The following is a 13,505-nucleotide window of genomic DNA, read 5'->3' as shown; positions in this document are numbered from 1 at the left end:
TCCCGTGTTTTGGCGTTTCCCCCTGATTAAAGATAGCCCATCTGGGATAAAAAGTCAAGCGGCATGCGGCAAAAGAGTCGGCGGGATCAATCCTGGTAGATAAGCAGCTTGGAGGTGGCGTCGTTGTTGAGGACAAAGGTGATGGTGCAGCCCTCATGAATCTTGAAGGGATTGGGCTCGATTTTGCCCAGTTCGTTGGTCATCCAGATTTCGTTGAAGTAGTAGAATCCGGACTCCCTGCCGCTCTCCTCGCCGCCCTTGATGGCCATAACGTAATCCTGGTCCTGAAAATCCCGCACTTCCAGCACGACGTAATATTTTCCGGGTGTGACATACTTGCCATTCAGGTCCTTGCCGTTCCAGAAGTAGACATAGCGGCCCATCCCGTAAAAGGTCTCTTCATGGACGAGCTTTTTGTTCTTTTTATCCGAAAGGGGATTCTTGCAGCCGGTCATGAACGGAAGCAGGAGCGCAACGGTCAGCACTAGAAGGAGAGGCACTTTCATTTTCATGATAAACCATCCGATGCATCTAAAGGTCTCCCGCTCCCTGCTCTCCATCGGGGCAGACCGGCCGGAGGACAGGAAGCGGGCGGTTGAAAGCTATTTGGTCCAGCGGTCGATCCAGCCATGGACCTCCTGCCACCAGAGCCGGGCATTCTGCGGCTTGAGGATGAAATGGGTCTCGTCCGGGAAGAGGAGCAGCCGCGAGGGGACGCCCATGCGCTGCAGTGCCGTGAACATCTGCAAACCCTGGGTATAGGGAACCCGGTAATCCTGTTCGCCGTGTATCACCAGGGTCGGGGTTTTGAATTTTTTAAAATTCTCCACATAACTTGAAGCCGACCATTTGCGATAAAGTTCCGGTTTTTCGTAGGGCAATCCGCCAAACTCCCATTCGGGGAACCAGAGCTCTTCGGTGGCGCCATACATGCTGAACTGGTCGAAGACACCCGCGTGGGTGACCAGAGCCTTGAAACGGTTGGTATGGGTGGCGATCCAGTCGACCATGAAGCCGCCATAGCTGCCTCCGGCGGCGGCCATGCGTTCGCCGTCGATAAAGGGATAGGTTTTGAGGAGGTAATCGACACCGGCCATCAGATCCTGATAGGGCCCGCCGCCCCAATTCCTGCTGACCGCGTCGGTCCATGCTTGGCCGTAGCCGGTGGAACCGCGGAAATTGACGAAAACCGCGACGTAGCCCGGGGCGGCGAAGAGGGCGGGATTCCAGCGGTAGTGAAAATCGTCCTCGAAAGCCCCCTGCGGGCCACCGTGAATGAGGTAGATCATCGGATATTTTTTCGCCGGGTCGAAGAAGGGAGGTTTGACGAGCATGCCGTGCGCCTTTTTGCCGTCAAAGCTGGCGAACCAGAACTCCTCGGCCGGACTGAGGGCCAGCTGGTCGAGCAGATCCTGGTTGACGGCGGTGAGCTGGTGCACCGCGCCGCTGGAGAGATCCAGACTGTAGAGATCATCCGGGTTGGTGACCGACTGCTGGCGGAAATAGAGAGTATTGCCATCAGGTGCAACGCTGAGGCCGTTATTGACGTGCTGGTGCAGCAGTTCCTTGACGGTTGCGGTGGCAAGATCGGCCTGGAAGATGCAGTTGCGGGCCTGATGATTGGCGGTGAGGAAGAGGGACTTGCTGTCGGGCGCCCAGAGGATTTCGCCGATTTTCTGGTCAAAGCCGCCGGTGAGCATCCGGACCTGGCCGGTGGCGCGTTCGTAGATCATCAATTCTTCCTGGTCGGCTTCGAAGCCGGGCCGGGCCATGGCTTTGTAAGCAAGGTAGCGTCCGTCGGGCGAATAGAGGGGCGTGTTGTCGACCGCCTTGTTGGTGCTGGTGATGCAGCGCGGCTCGCCGCCGGCCAGAGAGAGCAGGAAGATATCGTTGTTGGTCTGCGCGGCGGGCATGGGGTCGATGTTGCGGACAAAGGCGACCTCGCGGTCGTCCGGCGAGATGGCGAAATCGCGGGCGCCGCCGAGATCGAGGGGCGGAGTATCGTACTCGCCCGGCGTGAGGTCGCGGACATTCTGACCCGACGCATCGCAGAGGAAGAGATGGGTGCGCATCCCCTCGCGATACTGGTTGAAGGCGCGAAAGAAGAGGTGGTCGCTGGTGCGGGCTTTCACCTTGGATTCATCGCGTTTGGCCGCGCGGGCGGCGCTCTCTTCAAGCGTAGCGGCATCGGCGAAAACTGTGGCGGTGAAGAGGAAGTACTGGCCATCGGCGGACCAGAGGTAATCCTCGATATCCACCGGCAGCGCGGTGACGGCGTGGGCTTCGCCGCCCTCGAGGGGCAGCCGGTAGAGCTGGCTCGAACCGTCACGGCTGGAGATGAAGGTGAGGGCGCTGCCGTCGGGGAGCCATTGCGGGGCGCCGTCGTATTTCGGGTTGAAGGTGATCTGGCGCGGTGTGCCGCCGGATGTGGGGAGGAGCCAGAGGTCCGAGTTGCCGCTGTTCTTTTCCATCGAGTAGACGGTCTGGCTGAAGGCGATCCAGCGGCCGTCCGGCGACGGGGCCGGATCGCCGATTCGTTTCATGGCCCACAGGTCGTCGGCCGTCATGGCGCGGCGTTCGGCCGCCTTAAGGGAGACGGTCAGCAGGGCGGAGAGCAGCAGCATGGGAATGAATTTTTTCATAAAGACTCCGGAAGAGGTTGAAGGATGCGTTATTCGGGCAGGATCAAATTGTTGCCTTCGTTGGGCCAGCGGGCCCGCACCTTGATGGTATCGGGGTAGACGGCATAACGTTCGGCGGGCTGCCAGGGGTACGGCCGGCCGTAGGAGTAGCGGTCATTGCCATCCTCGTCACGGAAAAAGTCGATCCGGTATTCGCCGGGCAGGATCCGCTCGAAGCGGTAGGCGCCTTCCAGCGCCTGGGTGATCTCGATGGCTGGTTCTTTGCCGGCCCGGGCGCTGAGGTGAAAGGGGCCGGAGCGTCCGGCAGCGTCGTCGCGCAGTGAACCGGCGATCTCTGAGAGCGTATCCGGGTTGAGCGTCTGAAAACGCACGGTGACCAGGGTATCGGCGATCCGGTTGCCCTGGCGGTCGTGCAGGGAATCGAGGGCCATCCGGACCAGATAGGGGCGCTCCGGCCGCAGCGGGGCCGCCGGCGTGAAGACCATCGCAGCACTATTGCGCCAGGTGATGCGGCCCGGGACCGGAATCTTGCCGCTGTCGAGCAAGGCGAAGGCGAGCGCGGCCAGTGGCTGGTCCATGGCCTCCGAGAAGTAGAGGGTGACGGGGCTTTCCAGGGCGATGGTTCGGGCCTTGTCCTCGGGCAGGCTGCTGATGAAATAGGGTTTGATCGTATCCGCAAGGGCGGCTCCCTTGAAGATGGCCGTGCGGGCGGTATCGCTCAGGGCATGGTTGGCAAGGTCCCAACCTTGACGGATCGTGGCTTGATAGGCCGCTCCAGCTCGCTGTGGTGCAGTGAGGAGGTGGAGATAGGCGGTGTTGCGCTGGTCGATGAAAAGGTCCAGGACCGGGAGGGTGTCGCTGCCGGTGGTAATTGTGATGTTGCCGGGATCGGCCAGACCGCGCTCGGCCATGCGCTCCGAGAAGCGCAGGTCGACATGGCGGTTGTCCGGTGCGGCGGCCCCGGCCAGGATGGGAGGCGTGGTGTCTTGCAGCGTGGCGCGCAGGATCAGCCCGGCGAGGCGCGGTTGTGAGGGCGTCAGGATATAGTCGCGGCTGGCGACGCCGATGAGTTCGCGCTCGGCATCGTAGCGGCCATTCAGGTCACGATCGCCGACGGCGAAAAGGCGATAGGCGCCGAGGGCCAGATAGTCGAGGGAAAATTCACCGCGGACGTTGGCCTGGGTGACATAGAGCGGGGGCGTGGTTGCTGGATTGGGGGCCTCTTGGTTGTTAATTTCATACGCCCAGAGTTGTACCCCCTCTACAGCGGTATCGCTGTAGATCTGCCCGGAAAGAGCGCCGCGGTCGAGCGAATCGCCGGTCGAGAAGGCGAGCGAATAGGAAGCGGCCATGGTGATGTTGCGCAGGTCCTTGGTGCCGGTGCCGACCGTGATGACGTAGGTACGATGGGGCAGCAGCCCTCCGGGCATGAGGATTTCCAGTTTTTTGCCGTGCCACTTGAAGCGCGCAGGTTGCGCCGGGCGCGGTGTGATGAAGATGGACTCCTCGCAGGAACGGTGATCCACGGCCTCGTTGAATTGCAGGGTGATCCGGCTGTTCAGCGCGACGCGGGTGGTGTCGGGATGGGGCCAGGATGCCAGAATACGCGGCGGCATTTTGTCCACTGGTCCACCGGGAGGCGCCCCCTGACGGGCGCAGGCGGCCAGCAGGAGGATCAGCAGGATCAGCAAGGCACCGATCAGGCGGTGATGGAGCGTTTTCTTCTCGTTCATATTACCGGGCCCTGAAAAAAGATAAGTAAAATAAAACTTACAAACTCGCGGCTGCAATATCAAGCGCTTTTTCACAGGCAGGGAAGAGACGGCACTGAATTTCTGTTTTGAATGAATAGGGAAATTTTGCACCAGAATTGCAGTCTAGCGGCGCCGCTTGGGGCTTCGCCGCAGCGGAAACGCGTATCTGAATTGGACGAGGGAGATGCGATGGAAAAGAGAAAAACAGCGGTGACGCGCCGGGAATTCCTGGGTGGTCTCGCCGCCACCGGCGCCCTGGCTGCGTGGATGACGCCGCTCGAGAGCGAGGCGGAGCCGCTTTCATTGATCAAACCCGCCCCCTTGCGGGAGGGCGACTACGTCGGCCTGGTGGCCCCGGCCAGCCCGGCTTTCGAGCCGAGCACCCTGGTCGAAGGCCGGATGGCGCTCGAGAAACTCGGCTATCGGGTCAAGATCGGGCGTTATGCCGCCCGCAAATGGGGTTACCTGGCCGGATCGGACGCCGAACGCGCCGAGGACTTGATGGCGATGTTCCGCGATCCCGAGGTCCGGGGCATTTTTGCCTTGCGCGGCGGCTATGGAACCATCCGCATGCTGCCGCTGCTCGATTATCGGGCGATCCGCGAACATCCCAAGATCCTGATCGGATACAGCGACATCACCAGCCTCCATCTGGCGATTCACAAGCTGGCGGGCCTCATCACCTACCATGGTGCCGTCGCCACCTCCACCTTTAATGACTACTCAACCCGTTACCTCAAGTACATTCTGGGCCGAAGCGAAGCGGCCGGCCGGATCGAGACGCCGGCGGCGGCCTTGCCGATGTGCTTCTGGCCGGATAGGAGCCCGGAGGTTGTCCGCGGCCCTTTGACCGGCGGCAACCTCACCCTGGTCTGTGCCAGCCTCGGCACCCCCTACGAGATCGAAACCACCGGCAAAGTGCTCTTCCTCGAAGAGACCGGCGAGGAACCCTATGACCTGGACCGGATGTTGACCCAGCTGAGCCAATCCGGCAAGCTCCAGTCGGTAGCGGCGATCCTCTTCGACCGTTGCGCCCGCTGCAAACCGGCGGAGTACAAGCCGGCCTTCGAAAATACCCTGAGTGTGGAGGAGGTCCTGGAGGACCGCCTGGCCGGGCTGGGGGTGCCAGTACTCTACGGCCTTTCCATCGGCCATGTCGCAGACAAGCCGGTACTTCCTTTGGGCGTGACGGCGGCCGTATTTAAAAAAGAGGCGGCTTTTTCCCTGGAGGAGGCGGCGGTTGGCGAGAAATAATTCCGCAGTTTGGCCATCCTTCCGTATATCAAAAGTGTAAGGAATATATCGTCAAGCTGTGCGTCGTATCACCTCAGGTTGGATGTAAAAATCATACCTTTGGGTGGCTTTCCTGGGTGCTGGGGTTCATTTAACACGCGAGAAGGTATGATTTGCCAACGAATTACATCGATCTATGATTTGTGGCTGCGCCGCGGGCTTGTACTGGTCTTGGTTGCAGCCGGCCTTGGGATAGCCTGCCGCGAGGCCGCCGCGCAGACGGCAACCCTCTCCTGGCAGGCGGTCATGGAGGACACAGCAGGCCATGCCGAGGTGCAGCCGGTCTATTACAATATTTACTGCGACACGGTGCCGGCGTTCAGGCCCGGACCGGCGAATTTCCTCGCGGCCACCCTGAACACCAGTTATGTCCACCGGGATGCCCGACTCAATGATCCCAACCGGCATCTCTTTTATTTGGTCCGCGCTGTGGATGTATGGGGGAACGAGTCGGCGGTCTCGGACACGGTCGGCGAGGTGCCCTACATTCTGGTACGCGCTCGTGCGTTCTTGCAGGGGGCTTACGATGCCGCCGGAGATACCATGCGGACCACCTTGCAGCGGAAGGGGCTGCTGCCATTGACATCGCCGTACATCCGTGCCCCCCGCGCTGTCGCCGCCCTGCCCGCCGGTACGGTCGACTGGGTGCTCTTGCAGCTGCGCGATCCCGGTTCAGCGAATATCATCGGCGAGGAGTCGTTTCTGATCAATCAGGCAGGGTATTTGACAGAGCTGGATGGAGTGAATCAGGCCCTTGGAATGGCCGGCTGCGCACCGGGCAACTACCAGCTGGTCCTGTACCAGCGCAACCATGCGGCGGTGATGTCGCGGGACACCTTTTATTGCAGCAAATCCGCGCCGGTGCTGCATGATTTCAGCGCGGACAGCACGTTTTATGAAGGGCGCAATGCCGCCTGTCCGCTCGAGCCCGCGGTCTGGGGCCTCTGGAGCGGTGACGTCAATCAGGACCATCAGATTTCCGATCTTGATTTCGGCAGTTGGCAGAGCGCGGCGAAGGAGGGCCGGAGCGGCTACCAGCCGCAAGACCTCAATTTTGACGGTCAAGTCACCTCACAGGATTACATCTTGTGGTATCGCGCTCAAAGGATAGGTGCGACCTCGTATGTGCCCTGAAAAAGCGTCCGTGATTATCCGCTTTGAAGTCACCTGTTGTTTATGTACGTTGTAATTGAAACCCAGAAAGGGGACGTGGAAGGGATGATGAAACTAACGCTACGTTTGATGGGCTGGTCCCTGCTCCTGATCGTACTTTCGGCGTCCGTCGTGCTCGCCGACAACGCCGAATTCCGCCTGGTGGTGTCGACAAATTCCGGCACGGTGGGCGGGCGTTTTTGCGCGGACCTCGAGATCAAGGGCAATAGTATCCGAACCCTGAATTCATTGACCGTGGATGTGCCCTACGGATCGGCTCTGACGCCGGCCACCCCTGTGGCCGAGAATTGGTTCATCGGCAGCAGCGATTACGAGATCTCGGTCAGCACGATCAACCTGCCGATCACCTATTATCGGGTGCTCGTGACCGGGAACAAGATCGGAAAGACCAGCGCCGGCTCGCCTGCGGGTTTTGCCGTGACCACCGACTGGCAGCGGGTGGTTACCCTGTGCTGGAACATTACCACCCTGCAAAACAGCTATCAAGTCGATCTGCTGACCTATACCGACGCGGCCGCCTTTTTCGACAATCCCGCCAATAATCCCGTCGCGGACTTGACGGAATGGGAAACCACCACCCGCAATCTGGCAACAGTCAAGCTGGCGGCGAAGGCCTTCCTCCAGGGCCCCTATGATGTTGCCAGCCACACGATGAGCACCAACCTCTATAGCAATGCCCTGCTGCCGACGACATCGGTCTATTCCTATGATCCCCGGACGGTCAGTGCGGTGCCGGCCGCCACGACCGATTGGGTGCTGCTGCAGCTGCGGAGTTCCATCAGCGGCCCGCCGGTCTATTCGCGTAGCTGTTTTCTGCGCAGCGACGGCCAGGTGGTCGACGCCGAGGGGGTTGAGAGTTTTGATATCATGACCCTGGAAGGAGTGAAAAGCTACTATGTGGTCCTGCGCCAGCGCAACCATCTGGCGGTTATGAGCGCCGTGCCAGTCGCCCTGGACGAGACCACAATCACCCCCTGGGATTTTACTACGGCCCAGAACAAGGCCTATGGCACCAATCCGATGAAGTCGATGAGCGACGGCCGCTTTGCAATGAAGGCCGGCGACGGCAACGGTGACGGCGGCATCGATGCCGCCGATCTCAACTCCGCCTGGCGACCCAACAATGGCACCACTTGGAGCTATAGCAAATATGCCGATTATAATCTCGACGGCGGCATTGACGCCATCGATGTCAACGGATTCTGGCGCCCCAACAATGGCAGCGCTACCCAGGTTCCCTAATCGCAGGTGAGGATGAAGATGAAAAAGACGCTTTTCGCAACGTTGATCATGCTGCTGGCCTTGGCTGCAAGCGCTTTGGCCGCCTACGATCTGCAATTTGTCGTCGTCCGGAACGATATGGCCAATAACGGCTACTTGGATGTCAAGGTGCAAATCGCCAGCACAGGCTCCACCTTCAATATGGGCACTTCCAGCCTGGTTTTTACCTATAACACGTCCGCCGTTAACCCGCAGCCCCTGACGATCACGCCGCACAGTTTCAGCGGGACTATGTACCAGACGATGACCTTGACTGAGCCTTTTGTCGGGCGCCTTTCGCTCAACATCGACCTCTTTGTGCCCAATATGGGGACCCTGGTACCGATGAGCTGGACCGATGTGGCGACGGTCCGCTTCACCATCATCAACAAGGAGCTGAAATCGAACCTGGTCTGGCGGACTGAAGCCCCCAACTATTGCGTCGTCTATGCGCACGACCAGGCGACGGTGATCGGCAGCGGCACCCTGACACCCCTCGACGCCACCCTGCCAGTGCAGTTGAGCGCTTTCACTGCGATCAACACTGCTGGCGTGGTCAAACTAGCCTGGACAACCCAGAGCGAAGTGAATACGGTCGGCTTTTATGTCTACCGCCGGGAGGGCGATACCGGCGAATTCCAGCGCATCAGCCCTCTGATCGAAAGCGCCGGAACCTCAGCGGCGCCGCGACAATACGGTTTTGTGGATGACCGGCTGGAAAAAGGCCATACATACACCTATCTCCTCGAGGACCGGGACGTCAACGGTCTGATCTCCTGGCATGGACCGATCACGGTGATGATCGAAACCGTGCAGCTCCCCGAGATCTTTTATGTCGAACAGAACTATCCCAATCCCTTTAATCCCACGACGACCATTGAGTACGGCCTGCCTGAAGCGGCGGAGGTGCGTATCCAGATTTTCAACATGCGCGGCGAGCTGGTCCGCACCCTGGTTGATGGCCTGCAGCAGCCGGGCAATCTCACCCGTGTCTGGGACGGCCGCAACGATCTGGGAATGGTGGTGCCGAGCGGCGTCTACTTCTGCCGTGTGCAGTCGGGGGTGGAACACCGCATGATCAAGATGATCTTCGCCAAATGAGCAGAGAGGAATTCCCACTCCAGGGCTGGCCGGCTGCACCGGCCAGCCCTTTTTTTTGCCCAGGGTCCCGTTCGCTCAGGAGGCCGCGCTCATTAAAACCTGTTGCTTTTCGCGCGGATATTTAATACTTTTCAGCGACCAAACATAGAGGTGACCATGGATCTATCCGCCATTCAGCAAGCCCTTAAGGATGCCGGCCTGGACGGCTGGCTCTTCTATGATTTCCATAACCGCGACGCCATCGCCGCGCGCATCCTCGGCATGGACACCCATCGTTTCGCCTCGCGGCGCTGGTATTATTACATCCCGGCGAGCGGAGAGCCGCAAAAACTGGTGCACCGCATCGAACCCTGGCGCTGTGATCACCTCCCCGGTGCCAAACACATCTACCTGCCCTGGCAGGAACAGCACGCCCTGCTGAAATCGATGCTGGGGAGCGCCAAAAAAGTGGCGATGCAGTATTCCGCCAACAACGCCATACCCTACGTTTCCATCGTCGACGGCGGCACAGTCGAACTGCTGCGCAGCTTCGGGATCGAGGTGATTTCCAGCGCCGATCTGGTCGGCCGCTTCGAGGCCCATCTCACGATGGAGGACTGGGCCAGCCACAAGGAGGCGATGGCGGTGCTGCACAAGACCAAGGATGCGGCCTTTAGGGAAGTCGGCCGACTGATCCGCGCCGGGGTGCCCCCGCGCGAGGTCGAGATCGCCGACTTCATGCGCAGCATCATGCGCGAACACCATCTCCATTTCGAAGACGGCCCGATCGTCGGCATCAATCAGCATGCCGCCGACCCCCATTTTGAGCCGACAGAGGAGAACAGCCTGACCATGAAAGAGGGCGACCTCTTGCTGCTGGATCTTTGGGGCAAGATGGACCAGCCCGGCTCGATCTATGCCGACATCACCTGGATGGGCTACATCGGCAAGAGCGTCCCCGCAGCGCTCGAGGAGATATTCCAGATTATCCGTCGCGGCCGCGATATCGCCGTCGCCCTGGTGCGCGAACGCTTCGCCGCCGGCGCGACGGTCTACGGCTGGGAAGTCGATGACGCTTGCCGCAAGGTGATCAACGAGGCCGGTTACGGCCCCTTTTTCACCCACCGCACCGGCCACAACATCGGCGAGGAGGTGCACGGCAACGGGGTGAATATCGACAACCTCGAGACCAGGGATGAGCGTACCATCATTCCGGGCAGCTGTTTCTCAATCGAGCCGGGAATCTATCTGCCGGAAAAGAAGCTGGGCTTCCGCACCGAGATCGACGTCGTCGTCACCGATGAAGGGGAAGTGACGGTCGCCGGCGGTCTGCAGGAAAGGATCGTGCCGATCCTAGCCTGAGACCCGTTCATTCTCCTACCACCGATTCAGGCGTGCGCGGGCAGCTGCGCACGCTTTTTTCTTTTATACAGCTGCAATCCGGTGGGAATAGCCGTTTGCTATTCTGACGTTATGAGTATACACTTTTCAGGACAGGCGGGAGATACTTTATGGTTTCACAGAGAATTCTGATCATAATGCTGGCGGGCGGGCTTGCCATCAGCGCCTGCCAGGCGCAAACCGGAGAAATTAAGTATATGAAATACAATAAATTGACACCAGAAGAGGAGCGGATTATTTTGCACAAGGGGACCGAGCGCCCTTTCACCGGCTCCTACACGGATCTTGAAGCCGAAGGCACCTATCTGTGCAAACGCTGCAACGCTCCACTCTACCGCTCCACAGACAAATTTCATTCCGGCTGCGGTTGGCCGAGCTTTGACGACGAGATCGCGGATGCGGTCAAGCGCATCCCCGATAAGGACGGCCGGAGGACCGAGATCGTCTGCGCCAACTGCGGCGCTCATCTAGGTCATGTCTTCACCGGTGAGGGCTTTACGGAGAAAAACACCCGTCACTGCGTCAACTCCCTTTCGATGACCTTCGTGCCGGCGGGAGAGAAGCTGCCTGAGCCCATCATCGGGGAGCGGAGCCTGCCGGCCGGATCGCTGGCGAAAGCCTGGTTTGCCGGTGGCTGCTTCTGGGGCGTGGAGTACTATTTCGAACAAGCCAAGGGCGTGAAATCGGCGGTATCAGGCTTTATGGGCGGCCACGTCGACCATCCCACCTACCAGCAGGTCTGCAGCGGCACCACCGGCCATTACGAGACCGTCGAGGTGAGCTACGATCCAGCGCAAACCCGCTATGATACTTTGGCGCGGCTTTTTTTCGAGATCCATGATCCCACCCAGGCGGACGGCCAGGGACCGGATCTTGGCCAGCAGTATCATTCGGTGATCTTTTATTCCAACCCGGCCGAGAAGGCGACGGCCGAAAAGCTGATCGGCCTCCTCAAGGAGAAAGGCTACAAGGTGGTCACGGAGGTCAAACCGGCTGCGACCTTTTGGCCGGCCGAAGGCTACCATCAGGACTATTACGCTCACAAGGGCACGACCCCCTACTGCCACTTTTATACGCCGCGCTTCTGATCCCGCATCCCCGGCGTTCAGGGAATAAAAAACGGCGGACAGGTCCAATCCTGTCCGCCGTTCGCTTTTCCGATCTGCTCGGGAGGAGCCCCCCGCGATCAATTCCGCTGCGCGTTGTAGATGACCGAATAGATCATCGCCATCTGGGCGATGACGGTGATCAGGCTGCGCGCCTGTTCCCAGTAGTCGCGCTCCGGCTTTTCTGGGACGAAGACGGTGTCGCCGATTTCGACGATGGTATCATCCTTGGGCTTGGTCCATTCCCCGGTCTGGCTGCGGATGATGCGCACCCTGCTTTTACGAGCGTTCCAGTTAAACCCTCCCGCTTCGTTGAGATAGTGTTTGAGGGTTTTCCCCGGCTGATAGGGATAGAGTCCGGGATTGACCACCTGTCCTGAAACCTTGACGGTCTGCTCCTTGGCAGGGATATTGATGAGATCGCGATCGCGCAGGAGGACGTCCTGCGATTTGTCGCCCCTCTCAAAGAGGGCGGAAAAATCGACACCCATGCCGCCCACGCGCTCGCGTGATTTGATCTTGAAATAGGTCTTTTCGTTTTCGGTCATCTCTGCAACAGTCATCTTTTTAAGGCGCTCGAATTCGGGATCGGCTAGATCCTCCTGGGCACGGCGCTGGATGAAGGCGTTCTTGAGGGAGGCCTCCTTGGTCAGGCCGCCGGCGCGCTGGATCAGATCGGTCAGATGGGTCTCTCCATCGCTGATGGCATAGATGCCGGGATAATAGACCTCACCGGTCACCTCGACATTACGGGTCTCATGGAATTTGGGTTGAAACCGGACATAGAGTCGGTCGTCGGGCTGGAGGGGATAGTTCAGGGTTTGGGCACGCGCGGCCGGGTCGTCCGGCGGCAAACTGAGAACCTCCTTGAAGGTGCTCGATCCTGCACCGCGGAAGCGTACCAGCTCGATGGCGCTCGAATCGGCATCGGTGGTGAAACCGTGCGCCATATCGATGAGGTCGCAGACGCGGTCGCCGGGCGCGAATTCGAAGGCATCGGGGCTTTTGAGGGCGCCGAAGATGGAGATCCGTCCGGCAGTGCTCTCCTCGTTGGGAACGATGATGACATCACCGTCGCGAAGGCAGGGATTGACGCCAAGATCGCCGGTGAGGGTGTATTTTTGCAGATCGACATGGACCAGTTCGCCATTCCGGCGCCGGATGCTGATGTTGCGTTTGGAGCCGGCGGTATACTCGATCTGGATCACAGGATTCATCCTCGAGGTTCGTACTGAACTTTCCTGGGTCGCTGGCGTCTGGATCATGACCTGTTCGGTCTTGGACTGCACCTTAAGGGGCTGGATCAGGCCTCCGGCGAGATCGATGGCTTCTGCGGCCCGGCTGGCGCCGGTCACCTCGACCAAGCCGGGATTCTGGACGGCGCCGGCGACGGAAACCTTGAAGCTGCGCGGCATGGTTAAATGGACGGTGATGCCCCGGCTGGTATACTTGGTGGCCAGGCGTTCGAGGATTGCGCTTTTAGCGTCGCGAAGTGACCGGTTCGCCACCGGGATGGCCCCGATGGCAGGAAGGATCAGGTCACCTTCCGGCGAAACCACCGCCTCGAGATTATCATTGCCCGTGCCGCCGACGAGGATGAGAAACTGGTCCCCGGGGCCGACGTAGTATTCAGCCGCATCAATCTCCTTTTCGAGGGCAACAGCCGGCGCCAGGACCGGCGAGGTGGTCTTCTGCATTCTCTCGCGCAGGGAGTTGCCCAGCATATTCTGCAGTGCATCCTGGGCCTGGGCGTTCTGCAGCAAGGCAATGATACCAAAGATCAACCATTTTTTCAT

The 13,505-nt window shown here is 59.7% G+C and carries 10 protein-coding genes; 6 read left to right on the top strand and 4 right to left on the bottom strand.

All coding sequences use genetic code 11. The annotated features are described in order from the left end of the window. Nucleotides 1-86: 86 nt before the first annotated feature. The 3 genes from PLH32_10820 to PLH32_10810 form a co-directional block, all read right to left on the bottom strand. Nucleotides 87-512 carry a hypothetical protein gene (locus tag PLH32_10820; GenBank protein ID HQJ65092.1) on the bottom strand — a complete coding sequence of 142 codons (426 nt, stop codon included), beginning with the start codon at nucleotides 510-512 and terminating at the stop codon, nucleotides 87-89. Between the two features lie 90 nt (nucleotides 513-602). After that, on the bottom strand, nucleotides 603-2,642 hold the full coding sequence (locus tag PLH32_10815) for a S9 family peptidase (protein ID HQJ65091.1): 2,040 nt from the start codon (nucleotides 2,640-2,642) through the stop codon (nucleotides 603-605). A 29-nt stretch (nucleotides 2,643-2,671) separates the two neighbouring features. Further along, nucleotides 2,672-4,375 (bottom strand): Ig-like domain-containing protein, encoded by a 1,704-nt coding sequence (locus PLH32_10810; GenBank protein ID HQJ65090.1) that lies wholly within the window; start codon nucleotides 4,373-4,375, stop codon nucleotides 2,672-2,674. Nucleotides 4,376-4,585: 210 nt separating this feature from the next. On the opposite strand from PLH32_10810, the gene PLH32_10805 reads away from it, so the two are divergent. The 6 genes from PLH32_10805 (at nucleotide 4,586) to PLH32_10780 (ending at nucleotide 11,691) form a co-directional block, all read left to right on the top strand. Beyond that, entirely contained in the window at nucleotides 4,586-5,650 is a 1,065-nt protein-coding gene (locus PLH32_10805) for an LD-carboxypeptidase (GenBank protein HQJ65089.1), read from the top strand. Between the two features lie 147 nt (nucleotides 5,651-5,797). Further along, nucleotides 5,798-6,823: a hypothetical protein gene (locus tag PLH32_10800; GenBank protein HQJ65088.1), complete on the top strand. Its 1,026-nt coding sequence runs from the start codon at nucleotides 5,798-5,800 to the stop codon at nucleotides 6,821-6,823. Between the two features lie 87 nt (nucleotides 6,824-6,910). Then, a complete protein-coding gene (locus tag PLH32_10795) occupies nucleotides 6,911-8,104 on the top strand; it encodes a hypothetical protein (protein ID HQJ65087.1) in 1,194 nt (397 codons plus the stop codon). Between the two features lie 18 nt (nucleotides 8,105-8,122). Continuing rightward, complete coding sequence (locus tag PLH32_10790; GenBank protein HQJ65086.1) at nucleotides 8,123-9,223, top strand: FlgD immunoglobulin-like domain containing protein; 1,101 nt, start codon at nucleotides 8,123-8,125, stop codon at nucleotides 9,221-9,223. Nucleotides 9,224-9,379: 156 nt separating this feature from the next. Next, the gene (locus PLH32_10785) at nucleotides 9,380-10,564 is read left to right on the top strand and encodes a M24 family metallopeptidase (GenBank protein ID HQJ65085.1); all 1,185 of its coding nucleotides are present in this window, start codon (nucleotides 9,380-9,382) and stop codon (nucleotides 10,562-10,564) included. Nucleotides 10,565-10,740: 176 nt separating this feature from the next. After that, entirely contained in the window at nucleotides 10,741-11,691 is a 951-nt protein-coding gene (locus PLH32_10780; GenBank protein ID HQJ65084.1) for a bifunctional methionine sulfoxide reductase B/A protein, read from the top strand. 98 nt (nucleotides 11,692-11,789) lie between these two features. Here the strand turns inward: PLH32_10780 and PLH32_10775 are convergent, their stop codons facing one another. Next, nucleotides 11,790-13,505, bottom strand: a complete 1,716-nt coding sequence (locus PLH32_10775) for an SLBB domain-containing protein (protein HQJ65083.1) — start codon at nucleotides 13,503-13,505, stop codon at nucleotides 11,790-11,792.

Source organism: bacterium, assembly GCA_035419245.1.
GTDB lineage: Bacteria > Zhuqueibacterota > Zhuqueibacteria > Residuimicrobiales > Residuimicrobiaceae > JAKPUX01.
Note: the sequence above shows the minus strand (reverse complement) of the source record. Positions and strands in the feature narration are given on the sequence as shown.

Bases quoted from the DNA above. Each gene is read 5' to 3' on its own strand.
- PLH32_10800 (HQJ65088.1), top strand. From the start codon at position 5,798: ATGATTTGCCAACGAATTACATCGATCTATGATTTGTGGCTGCGCCGC.
- PLH32_10790 (HQJ65086.1), top strand. From the start codon at position 8,123: ATGAAAAAGACGCTTTTCGCAACGTTGATCATGCTGCTGGCCTTGGCT.
- PLH32_10775 (HQJ65083.1), bottom strand. From the start codon at position 13,505: ATGAAAAAATGGTTGATCTTTGGTATCATTGCCTTGCTGCAGAACGCC.
- PLH32_10785 (HQJ65085.1), top strand. From the start codon at position 9,380: ATGGATCTATCCGCCATTCAGCAAGCCCTTAAGGATGCCGGCCTGGAC.
- PLH32_10815 (HQJ65091.1), bottom strand. From the start codon at position 2,642: ATGAAAAAATTCATTCCCATGCTGCTGCTCTCCGCCCTGCTGACCGTC.
- PLH32_10780 (HQJ65084.1), top strand. From the start codon at position 10,741: ATGCTGGCGGGCGGGCTTGCCATCAGCGCCTGCCAGGCGCAAACCGGA.
- PLH32_10805 (HQJ65089.1), top strand. From the start codon at position 4,586: ATGGAAAAGAGAAAAACAGCGGTGACGCGCCGGGAATTCCTGGGTGGT.
- PLH32_10820 (HQJ65092.1), bottom strand. From the start codon at position 512: ATGAAAATGAAAGTGCCTCTCCTTCTAGTGCTGACCGTTGCGCTCCTG.
- PLH32_10810 (HQJ65090.1), bottom strand. From the start codon at position 4,375: ATGAACGAGAAGAAAACGCTCCATCACCGCCTGATCGGTGCCTTGCTG.
- PLH32_10795 (HQJ65087.1), top strand. From the start codon at position 6,911: ATGAAACTAACGCTACGTTTGATGGGCTGGTCCCTGCTCCTGATCGTA.